11 protein-coding genes and 5 tRNA genes are annotated in these 11805 nt (G+C 33.8%); 8 read left to right on the forward strand and 8 right to left on the reverse strand.

Translation table 11 applies throughout. From position 1 onward, the window contains the following. Positions 1–351: 351 nt before the first annotated feature. From QZZ48_RS10855 to QZZ48_RS10875, 5 genes are all read right to left on the reverse strand, one after another. Positions 352–436, reverse strand: a tRNA-Leu gene (locus tag QZZ48_RS10855). Positions 437–511: 75 nt separating this feature from the next. Then, positions 512–588: transfer RNA gene (locus QZZ48_RS10860), tRNA-Arg, on the reverse strand. Between the two features lie 18 nt (positions 589–606). Next, positions 607–683 (reverse strand) — tRNA-Arg (locus QZZ48_RS10865). Positions 684–729: 46 nt separating this feature from the next. Then, positions 730–806, reverse strand: a tRNA-His gene (locus QZZ48_RS10870). A gap of 32 nt (positions 807–838) precedes the next feature. After that, positions 839–916: transfer RNA gene (locus QZZ48_RS10875), tRNA-Pro, on the reverse strand. Between the two features lie 154 nt (positions 917–1070). Between QZZ48_RS10875 and QZZ48_RS10880 the strand changes: the two genes are divergently transcribed. The 3 genes from QZZ48_RS10880 to QZZ48_RS10890 are packed head-to-tail and all read left to right on the forward strand — an operon-like array spanning position 1071 to position 4342. Beyond that, entirely contained in the window at positions 1071–2408 is a 1338-nt protein-coding gene (locus tag QZZ48_RS10880; protein WP_294965582.1) for a sodium-dependent transporter, read from the forward strand. Continuing rightward, a complete protein-coding gene (locus tag QZZ48_RS10885; RefSeq protein ID WP_294965585.1) occupies positions 2408–2686 on the forward strand; it encodes a hypothetical protein in 279 nt (92 codons plus the stop codon). The genes QZZ48_RS10880 and QZZ48_RS10885 overlap by 1 nt, the downstream gene beginning before the upstream one ends. 36 nt (positions 2687–2722) lie before the next feature. After that, the gene (locus QZZ48_RS10890) at positions 2723–4342 is read left to right on the forward strand and encodes a diguanylate cyclase (protein ID WP_294965587.1); all 1620 of its coding nucleotides are present in this window, start codon (positions 2723–2725) and stop codon (positions 4340–4342) included. Between the two features lie 38 nt (positions 4343–4380). Here QZZ48_RS10890 and QZZ48_RS10895 read toward each other — a convergent pair whose 3' ends face one another. The 3 genes from QZZ48_RS10895 to purN are packed head-to-tail and all read right to left on the reverse strand — an operon-like array spanning position 4381 to position 7134. After that, positions 4381–5160 carry a thiazole synthase gene (locus tag QZZ48_RS10895; RefSeq protein ID WP_294965591.1) on the reverse strand — a complete coding sequence of 260 codons (780 nt, stop codon included), beginning with the start codon at positions 5158–5160 and terminating at the stop codon, positions 4381–4383. Positions 5161–5215: 55 nt separating this feature from the next. After that, positions 5216–6577, reverse strand: a complete 1362-nt coding sequence (locus QZZ48_RS10900) for an NAD(P)H-hydrate dehydratase (RefSeq protein WP_294965593.1) — start codon at positions 6575–6577, stop codon at positions 5216–5218. 2 nt (positions 6578–6579) lie between these two features. Further along, the gene (gene purN / locus QZZ48_RS10905) at positions 6580–7134 is read right to left on the reverse strand and encodes a phosphoribosylglycinamide formyltransferase (protein WP_294965596.1); all 555 of its coding nucleotides are present in this window, start codon (positions 7132–7134) and stop codon (positions 6580–6582) included. Between the two features lie 44 nt (positions 7135–7178). Here purN and QZZ48_RS10910 point away from each other — a divergent pair, with 44 nt between their 5' ends. From QZZ48_RS10910 to QZZ48_RS10930, 5 genes are read left to right on the forward strand one after another with little or no spacing between them, the layout of a single operon-like run. Further along, on the forward strand, positions 7179–8141 hold the full coding sequence (locus tag QZZ48_RS10910; RefSeq protein WP_294965598.1) for a KpsF/GutQ family sugar-phosphate isomerase: 963 nt from the start codon (positions 7179–7181) through the stop codon (positions 8139–8141). Beyond that, complete coding sequence (locus QZZ48_RS10915) at positions 8142–8930, forward strand: pseudouridine synthase (protein WP_294965601.1); 789 nt, start codon at positions 8142–8144, stop codon at positions 8928–8930. Between the two features lies 1 nt (position 8931). Further along, positions 8932–10119 (forward strand): replication-associated recombination protein A, encoded by a 1188-nt coding sequence (locus QZZ48_RS10920; RefSeq protein ID WP_294965604.1) that lies wholly within the window; start codon positions 8932–8934, stop codon positions 10117–10119. A 42-nt stretch (positions 10120–10161) separates the two neighbouring features. Next, positions 10162–10449: a hypothetical protein gene (locus QZZ48_RS10925; protein ID WP_294965607.1), complete on the forward strand. Its 288-nt coding sequence runs from the start codon at positions 10162–10164 to the stop codon at positions 10447–10449. Between the two features lie 3 nt (positions 10450–10452). After that, positions 10453–11757, forward strand: coding sequence for a nitrate- and nitrite sensing domain-containing protein (locus QZZ48_RS10930; protein ID WP_294965609.1), 1305 nt, complete (start codon positions 10453–10455; stop codon positions 11755–11757). The last annotated feature ends 48 nt before the right edge of the window (positions 11758–11805 follow it).

The following is an 11805-nucleotide window of genomic DNA, read 5'->3' on the forward strand; positions in this document are numbered from 1 at the left end:
ATACAAAACTCCGTATGAAGTGTTTTTCAGTGAAATGAGTAAAAGATTAGCTAGCTAATTTAGGTGGAAATTGCACTTGTTGTTGGAATTGGCGATAGTTTTTGAGTTTTTTTGCCTGAGTGGGAAATCCTGAAAATCAATCATATAGAGATATATCAGAATATATGGGGTATGAATAATTATATTATTGTGATTATTTTGCTTAAGTTTATAAATTAGTTTGAAAAAGAATTTGATTTTAAGGAGTGAAGTTTTTATTCTTAAAGCGTACCCTATACAGTACCCAAAGAATTTATTTTATAAGGTTTTTGACTTTTCTAAAAGTTGCTTAAAGCTCGCTATTTCTTTAAATGGTGCGGATGAGAGGACTTGAACCTCCACGCCTTGCGGCACCAGATCCTAAGTCTGGCGTGTATACCAATTTCACCACATCCGCATGTGATTTTTAACATAATTAAAAAGTTCGAAATTATATCCTAGTTTTCTTAAAAGAAAATAAGGTTACAATTAGTGGTACGCCCTAATGGATTCGAACCATTGGCCTATGCCTTAGAAGGGCATTGCTCTATCCAGCTGAGCTAAGAGCGCACATTTGTTATAAAAAAATGGTACGCCCGATAGGATTCGAACCTATAACCCTCGGAGCCGAAATCCGAAACTCTATCCAGTTGAGCCACGAACGCGTCTATATCATTCATTATTATTTATGTTAATTATATATCTATTTTATGGGGTGAGATACGGGATTCGAACCCGCGACCCCCGGTACCACAAACCAGTGCTCTAACCAACTGAGCTAATCTCACCATATTAATGATATAAACTTAAATTTAAAAAGTGGTCGGGGTGAAAGGACTCGAACCTTCGGCCCCCTGGTCCCAAACCAGGTACTCTAACCATACTGAGCTACACCCCGACCTATACAAAAACCTAGCGTTACGCTGATTAATGAGGCGAAATTATAGTCAATAATGTTTTAAATGTCAATGCTTTTAGTGCAATTCTTTCATTTCTTTCATTTATTCCCTTTTTTAAGTATAATTTGTTCACATTAAAGGGGATCACACAACATGGAAATAGCAAGATTTAGTAGAATTGGATTTATATTAGCGGCGGCAGGAAGTGCAGTAGGACTTGGAAATATTTGGAAGTTTCCATATGTTACAGGTGAAAATGGTGGTGGAGCGTTTGTACTTATATATTTATTAACTGTTGTACTAATTGGTTTTTCTATTATGTTAGCCGAAATATTAATGGGTTATCTAGGAAGACAAGATACCGTTACTGCTTTTGAGAAATTAGCCCCTAAAAATAAAGGCGCTTGGAAGTTCGCTGGTTTCCAAAGTTTTACCGGTCTTACTATTATGAGTTTTTACTCTGTTGTTGTTGGTTGGATTTTTCACTATGTTGTAACATCTTTTTCTGCACTACCTTCTACAGTAGCTGAGGCTGAAGCATCATTTATGAGTATGCTACAAACTGATGCATTGACTCAAATCTTTTATCATACACTTGCATTTATATTTATTACATTCATTATTGTAAAAGGTGTTAAGAAAGGTATTGAAAATTTAAATTTAGTTTTAATGCCTACGCTTATGCTAATCTTACTTGGTCTGTTTTTCTATGCAACAACTATGGACGCTTTTGCTCAAGCAGTAGACTTTATGTTTAATCCTAAGTGGGAAAAAGTTAATTCACATACTTTCATAACAGCTATAGGTCATGCATTTTTCACTCTTTCTCTTGGTATGGGTGCTATTATGACTTATTCAGCTTCTTTAGAAAAAGATTCTAGCTTAGTTAAGAGTGCATTTTGGGTTATTTTCTTAGATACTACAATAGCAATAGTGGCTGGTTTGACACTTTTTACTTTTCTTTACCAGTACGATTCACATCCAGCACAAGGTCCAGGTCTAGTATTCATATCTCTTCCAGCAGCATTTTATGCGATGGGTGCTATAGGAAATATTATTGCTGTTCTTTTCTTTTCAGCTCTTGCATTTGCAGGAGTAACATCTTCAGTATCTATAGTTGAACCAATGGTTCAATACTTTATTGATAGATTTAAATGGAGTAGACTTAAGGCTGCTTTAGCAATGGGTAGTTTTTTCTATCTACTTGGGTTAGTTGCAATACTCTCAAATATAGAGGGATTTAAAGATGTCCTAACTTTTGGAAGTAAAAACCTTTTCGATTGGCTTGACTTTGTAACAGCTTCAATTTTACTTCCTGTTGCTGGAGTTGCAGTATCTATCTTTGTTGGTTTTGTTATGGACAAACAAAAAATCGAAGCTGTACTAAAACCACAGTTAGGTTCTGCATTTGAAGCTTGGTATTTTTCTCTTCGTTATATTGCGCCAATTGGACTATTTATTGTTATGTTATCCCTTGTTGGAATCATTTAGTGACAGTTAAAGTAAAAGAGCAATGTAAGAAGCTGCTCCTAGAAGAAAGCATAGATACTAATTCAAGCATAGATTTTGATGTAAATGGAGAAGTTCACACTATGACCTTTGAGTATATCATTGATACATTTATGCAAGCTTCTGAAGAATCTCAATTAGTTTTTTATGCAGCCCTGCAAAAAGCACTAGATGCTAAAGATATGGGTGTAGATAAATTTTTTGAAGGAATGGGACAACTTTTACTAATGACTCATTTATCAAGTAAGATTGAGATTTAATATAAAGCTATTATTCAATTGGTTAGAATATTTATAATGATTAACCTTAAAAAATATATATTACTTATTACTATCTTAACGATATCGGTTTTTGGCCTCTTCTACCACATCGATTTTTTTAGCGAGAAAGGGGTAGAACAACAAAAACAGATACTCATAAAACAAGCTCAAACTCACTTTTATGATCAAGTAAATACAAGAAAATGGGTTGCAAAGCATGGTGGAGTTTATATTATACCTCTTGAGGGTGAAAAACCAAATCCATACCTAAGAGACAACATCTTAAAAGTGGATGAGAACTTAACCCTTATCAAAGTAAATCCAGCATGGATGACACGACAACTCTCCGAGATATCAAACATAAAAGGTTTTCACTTTCGCATCTCAAGTTTAATACCTATCAATCCTAACAATCAAGCAACAGCATTTGAGAGAAGAGCACTTAAATATATAGAAAAAACTGATATCAGAGAGTACTATGAACTAAATAATAATGCAGAGTTTAACTTTATGGGTGCTCTTGTTACAACAAAAGATTGTTTACCATGTCACAAGCACCAGGGTTACGTTCTAGGTGATATTAGAGGTGGGATAAGCATAAGTCTTGACTCAAGCGAATATGACTCTGTAACAGAGTCTATAGAAAATAGAGCAATTATTTTAAAACTTCTTGCTGTATTTTTCCTTTTAAGTATTACCCTTCTTATATATAAGCAATTAAGACATAGTGAAAAACTTCAAAGTGAAGTAAATCGTAGAACGCAAGAGATAGAATCTACTAAACAACTTTTACAACAAATAATTGATACAGATGCAAGTTTTATAGTACTCGCCGATGGGCAAAATATAGTCTATGCCAACAAAACTATACTAGAGTTTGCAGGCTATCATTCTATACAAGAGTTTAGGGACAAACACGAACATCTATCAGATATGTTTGAGAAAGTAGATTACAATAGCGAATTCATCCAATCATATAATGATGATGTTCACTGGGTTGAATACTTAAGAAGAGAACAAGACTCTAAAAATCTAAAAGTACGTATAAAAAAAGATGGAGTTCATAGATACTTTAGACCTTTTGCTAAAGATATCAAAACAGATGACAAAATACTACACCTAGTAACATTTGATGAAATAACAAATGAGTATGTAAAAATCAAAAAGCTTGAACATATGGCCTCAACTGATGTTTTAACAAAATTGTTTAACAGAAGTAAACTTAATGATGTTTTAGAAAAAGAGATGGCACTATCAGAAGCTATATCATCTCCTCTCTCCATCGTATTCTTAGACATAGATCACTTTAAACGAGTAAATGACACCCATGGACATAATATTGGAGATAAGGTATTAATAGATATCGCAAATATTATCAGTTCTACTACACGTAAAGGTGATATAGCTGCTAGATGGGGTGGAGAAGAGTTTATGATTACACTACAGTCTACAGATGCAAAACACGCTGGAATACTTGCAGAAAAACTAAGAGTTGTGGTAGAAGAGTACGATTTTGATATTGTAGGCAAACTTACTATATCCCTTGGTGTTACTGAGTATATCAATCATGAAAGTGAAGAGAATTTTGTAAAAAGAGTTGATAAGGCACTTTATCAAGCAAAAGATAGTGGTAGGAACAGAGTAGTTATTATATAAGTAAGAGTCCAAGAAAAAGGAATGATTCCTTTTTCATACTAAAACTGAATCATTCCATCTATTGGAGAAGATGCAGTTGCGTATGGACGTTTTGGAATTCTTCCAGATAAGTAAGACATACGACCTGCAACAACCGCATGTTTCATAGCCTGAGCCATAATCATAGGATTTTGAGCTTGAGCGATTGCTGTATTAGTTAAAACACCAGCAGCACCTAACTCCATTGCATAAGCTGCATCTGAAGCACAACCGATTCCAGCATCTACGATTACAGGAACACTTACCGCTTCACGAATGAAAACTATGTTGTAAGGGTTTTGAATACCAAGACCTGAACCAATAGGAGCAGCTAAAGGCATAATAGCATGAGAACCTGCATCTTCAAGTCTCTTAGCCATAATCGGATCATCTGAAGTATAAGACATGATTGTAAAACCATCTTTTGCTAAAATCTCACAAGCTTTGATAGTCTCTAAAACATCAGGATAAAGAGTTTTTTTAGTATCTCCGATAACTTCAAGTTTGATAAGATCAATACCCGTAGCCTCACGCATTAAACGAAAAGTTGTTATAGCTTCTTCAGCAGTAACACATCCAGCAGAGTTAGGTAAAAACTTTACATTTGTTCCAGCAAAAGTATCACGAAGATTTTCTTTATTTGGGTCAGTAATATTTAAACGACGAATTGCTACAGTTATTAGTTCACTTCCAGATGCAAGAGTCGCTTCTTTTGTGCTCTCAAAAGAATCATACTTTCCACTACCAACAATTAGACGAGAACCAAGTTCATATTTTCCGATTTTTAAAATGTTATCCATGATAAGTTATCCTGTATATTTTATATTAATTGTCGCATTTATAACATAAGCTATCTTATAAGTTGCCAATTCCATTAATCAAATCTTCAGGTGTAAGAGAAAAATCAGCACCCTTGTAACTTTGTGCTAATGTAGTGTGTGCAAGTGAAGCATTTTTAGCTGCATCTAGTTCTTCGTAACCCTGTGCTAAAAGTGCTCCAATAAGTCCACTTAGTACATCTCCACTACCGCCTTTTGCAAGAGCAGATGTGCCATGAGGGTTTATAAAGTACTCTTCGTTTTTAGCGATGATTACATTTGCCCCTTTTAATAAAAGCGTAACTTCTGGATAAGCCTTAGTGAAAATCTCTACATACTTAAAACGATTTGCTTGTAACTCTTCAACACTAATATCTGCGAGCTTAGTTCGTTTTAAAAGAGCTACAAATTCTTTTGCATGTGGGGTTAACACAAGTTTTTTTCTTTTTAGGATTTCTGTAATTATTGGCATATGAAAGATATCAGCATCTGCAATAAGAGGTAGAGAATTATTTAAAAACTTAGCTAGTTCTTTATCACTAAATTCATCTCCCAAACCCATACCGATAGCTAAAGCACTTGTATTATAAGGGAGTTCATGAGAGTACATAATACTATGAGGAATCATCTCATTTTCATAACCTACAAGAGTAACAAGCCCAGCTCCAAATCTAAGTGCAGCTTTAGAGCTTAAGATGCTAGCACCACTCTTACTCCCACAAGCTAAAGCTAAATGTCCAAAGCTACCTTTATGAGTATTTTTAAGTGCTCTTGTTGGTAGTTTTAAATCTTGCTCATCTAATAGATGCCATGAAGTATCAGTTTCATAAATCTCTCTAGAGAGGCCTAAATCTAAAACTCTAAACTCTCCTATAAACTCTTTGTTTGCATCTAAAAACATAGACTTTTTAAGCGCACCCATTGTTAGAGTCATATCAGCATAAAAACCAGAAGATGGAACATCGCAAGCTATTTTAAAAGCTTCAAGTGAGTTCATTTTATTTATTAGTTTTTTTAACTCTAGATTGAATTCACCACTAAAACCAGTACCAACAATAGCATCTACTAAAACATCAGATGCTAGTATTTCATTAGTTTCTTTTACCCCAATAGCACGAGATCGTTTTTGTTGAAGAAGAGCCATTTTAGACTTTGGCTCTTTTGTGTAGTAGATGCTGACATCATAATCCACATGGAGAAGTCTTGAACAAGCAATGCCATCAGCACCATTATTTCCGCTTCCGCAAACAACAGTTACTTTTGAGTTTTTTGCAAAGTTGTCTCTAATATAAGATGCTATTCCCTCAGCGGCGTGTTCCATCAAGATATCTTCACTAAGTCCAAACTCTTTGTAACATCTTGCATCTAGTGAACCAACTTCTTCAAACAACTTTTGCATTTCTAACTCCTAAGAACCTCTACTATTGCCTGTGGCATTATTTCATATTCTATATTCTTGATTTTAGCACAAAAACTATCTAGTGTCTCGTCTTGTGACTTTTTAAAACTATTTTGAAGGATAATTTCACCACCATCTAGTTCACTACTCACATAGTGAACGCTCACTCCAGCTTCTTTGTCATCACTCTCAAAACTTCTCTCTATTGCTTTTGCACCTTTGAATTTTGGAAGCAAAGATGGATGAAGATTTATAGCTTTTACATTTTCTGTAAATACTTCAGTTAGTATTCTCATAAATCCACTCAAAACTACCAAATCTGGCTCATAAGAGTTTACAAGTTTTACAAGTTGCTCATCAAATTCTTCTCTTGAGTTAAAATTTGAATGCTCTAAAACTTCTGTTTTTACTGAAAGTTCTTGAAGTTTATCAAGACCTTTGGCATCTTTTTTATTTGTAATTCCACATGCTACATAATACTCTTTTTCATGTAGTCTTTTGACTATGTTTTGGGCGTTGAAACCTTCACCGCTAAATAATATTACTATCTTTTTCATACGCGAATTATATCTTATGAAGCTAAAAACGATATAATCACAGTATGAATTATAAAGAGATTGCACAAGAAACTTTAAATATTGAAGCACAAACACTACTCCAGGCATCACAGAACATGAGTGATGTCTTTGACGATGCCGTTGAAATGGTTCTCGCATGTAAGGGTAAACTTGTAATTACAGGAGTTGGAAAGAGCGGACTTATTGGTGCCAAAATGGCAGCAACTTTCGCTTCAACTGGTACTCCGAGTTTTTTTCTTCATCCTACTGAAGCACTACATGGTGACTTAGGTATGATCAGTGAAAATGACGTTGTAATTGCAATTAGTTATAGCGGAGAAAGCGAAGAGCTTAGCTCTATTCTTCCTCATATCAAAAGGTTTAAAACCCCACTAATTGGTATGACAAGAAATAGAAACTCTACTCTTGGTAAATTTAGTGATTTAGTTATTGATGTAATCGTAGAAAAAGAAGCATGTCCTCTTGACATTGCACCAACAAGTTCGACTACACTTACTTTAGCACTAGGTGATGCACTAGCAGTTTGCCTAATGAGAGCAAGAAACTTTCAAAAAAGTGATTTTGCTTCTTTTCACCCTGGTGGAGCTTTAGGAAAGATGTTATTTGTAAAGGTAAGTGATCTTATGAAAAAAGATGACTTACCAATAATATCTAAAGAGACAAAAGTTAAAGATGCCATTGTTAAAATCAGCGAAGGTCGTTTAGGTACGGTTTTTATCGCAGATGAAGATAATAAGCTAATTGCTCTTGTAAGTGATGGCGATATTCGTCGTGCACTTTTAAAAGATGACTTTTCACTTGAAGACAATGTTATAAAATATGCAACTCAAAATCCAAGAACTCTAGATGATGAAGATATTCTTGCAAGTGAAGCACTTGTTATCATTGAAGAGATGAAGATACAACTTTTAGTAGTAACAGACAAAAATAAAAAGATAAAAGGCGTTCTACATATTCATACGCTTATAGAAAAAGGCATATCATAAATGATGCGATTAAATAAATACATAGCACACCACTCAAGCTACTCTCGCCGTGAGGCTGACAAAGTTATACTAGATGGTTATGTAAGAATAAATGGTGAGATACAGGATAATCCTGCAACTCAGGTAAATGAAAGAGATGATATCGTTTACGTTAGTGGAAAACAAATCACGCAAAGAGACAAATATACAGTTATCGTTTACAATAAACCAAAGGGTGAACTTGTAACAAAAACCGACCCTAGAGGTAGAAGAACTATCTATGATGGTTTAGATGATAAATACAAACACTTTATACCTGTTGGTAGACTTGACTATGCAACTGAGGGTGTTTTACTTTTAACAGATGCTTCAAAAATAGCAACTGCACTAATGGGTTCTAGCCTTGAGAGAATCTACAAGGTTAAGATTAAAGGTGAAGTAACTCCAGAGATTGAAGCTGCTATGATGAATGGTTTAGAACTTCTAGATGCAACTGCTGGTGGACATTCTCACTCAAAAGTAACATCTATGACTTTTGCACCTTTTTTAGGTTATAAGATTCAAAAAAACGAGCATAATTACTCAGTTTTAAAGATAGCAATTTCAGAAGGTAAAAATAGAGAAATCAGAAGATTTTTTGCACATTTTGGTGCAGAAGTAGCTGACTTAAAACGTATTAGTTTTGCAGAAGTTGAACTAAATAATCTTCCAACTGGTAAGGTTAGGTTTTTAAGTAGAAGCGAATATTCTGCTATATTTACTTTCATGAAAGCTGAAGAAAAACTAGCAAAAGAGACAGGAAAGAAGTAACTTGGACTTGACACATCATCTCAGACCAACTTCGTTTGATGATTTAGTAGGTCAAGAACACTTAAGTGCCCAGAATGCTCCACTAAGAGTTTTATCACAAAAGTTTGCATTGGGACATAGTTTTTTCTATGGACCAGCAGGCTGTGGTAAAACTACCATAGCTAGAATTATCGCTAAAACAATGGACTTACCTTTTTATGAGTTCAATGCTACCTCACTTAAAATAGAACAACTCCGTAAAATATTTGACCAATATAAAAATGCTCTCCAAAGACCTCTAATATTTATAGATGAAGTGCACAGACTTGCAAAAAATCAACAAGAAGTTCTTCTACCGGTTATGGAGAAAAACTCTGTTTTAATTATTGGTGCTTCTACAGAAAATCCATTCTTTTCTTTAACATCAGCTATTCGTTCACGTTCTATGCTTTTTGAGTTAAAACATATTAATAATGAAGCTCTATCAACTCTTTTAGAAAAAGCAATAAAACATACTAGCTTAGATTGTGAAGCAGATGCAAAAGAATATCTAATTGCTAGTAGTGGCGGAGATGCAAGAGCTATGTTAAAACTTCTGGAGTTTGCATCTAATATACAAGACAATATCACACTTGATATTTTAAAGTCTCTTAGACCAAATGCTCTTAGTGCTGGAAGTAGTGAAGCAGGTGTTCACTATGATCTAGCAAGTGCTCTGATAAAGTCTATAAGAGGCTCGGATGCAGATGCCGCTATCTATTATCTCGCAAGACTTATAGATGGAGGAGAGAGTGCTGATTTTATTGCAAGAAGACTTGTAATATTAGCTAGTGAAGATGTAGGAAATGCAAACCCACAAGCTCTAACACTAACAACTTCTGCACTAACAAGTGTCTCAAAAATTGGTTATCCTGAAGCTAGGATCATCTTAGCTCAAGCTGTAGTTTATCTCTGTGCATCTCCAAAATCAAACTCAGCATACTTAGCAATAAACTCTGCACTTCAAGCTGTTAATGATGGAATTGTGCTTGATATTCCTGCAGATATTAAACCTAGAGGTGAAAATTATTTATATCCTCATGATTTTGGCGGATATGTAGAACAAACTTATTTATCAAAACCTTTAAAGTTTGTAGAGTTAAAAGATATTGGTTATGAGAAAAAGATGAAAGAATGGATGTTAAACATAAAGGGTTTTATAAAAGATTAATAATTATAGACTATGACTTAATAAAAATAGGGAGTTTTATCCATGGAAATCACATCATCTTCGAACATTGTAAACATCACAGGAAATATCAAAAGTATTAGTAATTTTGCTGAAATTAAAAAGTTAGTCGACAGTGTAAGCGCTCAGCATAAAAGCATGACTGTTAATATTATAGATTCTCTTTCTATCACATCTTCTGTAATTGGTTATTTCAATAAAATCATTCTAAAAGATAATATCGATATAAAAATGAAAATAGGAAATGATCAACTTATGGATCTTATTAAAGATTTAAATTTAGACTCAACTTTCAAGGCAAGTAAGGTATAAAAGATGAGTATTAAATTAAAACTGAATCTTATTGCAACTATAGTTGTTTCTTTCGCTCTCGTTATTATTGCAATTACAATTAATAAAGCACTGCATGATAGAACTGTTATTTCTCAGGCTAAAGAATTAAATATACTTTCTCAAAAATTATCATTATTAATTCATGAAACACAAAAAGAAAGAGGTGCTAGTGCTGGTTTTCTTGGTTCAAAAGGGAAGAAATTTGCTGATATTTTACCTAAGCAAAGAGTTCTAACCACTAAACGTAACAGTGAACTTACAAAATATACTTTAACTATTGACCTGTCTTCATTTCCACAAGTACTACAATCGGAAATTGCAGCTTTTAATCTCGATATGAGCAAGATAAATAATATACGCTCAAAGGTTGATAAACTAAATATCAGCGTAAAAGACGAAGTAGCATACTATACTAAGATGAATAAAAAAATCTTAAATATTGTTTCATTAACCGCAAAATTAGCTGACACTCAAGAACTTGTTAAATCTCTGGATGCTTATACTAACTTTTTAAAATCTAAAGAGAGAGCAGGAATTGAAAGAGCAGTTTTAAGTGGAGCATTTGGAGCAGATAAATTTGCTCCAGGCATGTTTTCTAAGTGGATAACTCTTGTTGCTGAACAAGATACATATATGGATTCATTTTTATCAATGGCTACACAAGATTCTAAAGAGTTTTACAAATCTACAATGAACTCACCTTCTGTTGGCAAAGTCAATGAAATGAGAGAAATTGCAAAAACTAAAGCTTCAGTAGGCGGGTTTGAAATTGACAGTCTAGTTTGGTTTAAAACTATCACTAATAAAATAAATCTTCTAAAACAAGTTGATGATGAACTTGCAAAATACAATACACTGCTACTAGATAAGGTTGAATCAAATTCAAAAATAACTGCGATAATTACTCTATCTAGTTATAGTATATTTGCAATAGTAATATTTATAATTATATTCTTTATTTCTAGAGGGATTAATGTAAGTGTTAGAAGCTCACTAGAAAAAATCAGATGTGTTTCTGATAATCTTGACTTAACTTGTGACATAATTGTTGAAGGTAAAGATGAAATATCTCAAATTTCAAAAGCAATCAAGGTTATGATAATTGCTTTTAAAACAAGTGTTAATCAGGCAAAAGATGTATCAGCTGTAACCACACAAGAGAGCCAAAAACTACACAATGTTGTTGAAGACTTAACTAAGAATGGTACAGTAGCAGATGTGAAAATTAAGAATATAAACCGCCAATTCCAACAACAAGTGCAATTTCCACCTAAATTAGCTAGCTAATCTTTTACTCATTTCACTGAAAAACACTTCATACGGAGTTTTGTATTT

This window comes from Sulfurimonas sp. (assembly GCF_016744025.1).
In the GTDB taxonomy this organism is placed as follows: Bacteria; Campylobacterota; Campylobacteria; order Campylobacterales; family Sulfurimonadaceae; genus Sulfurimonas.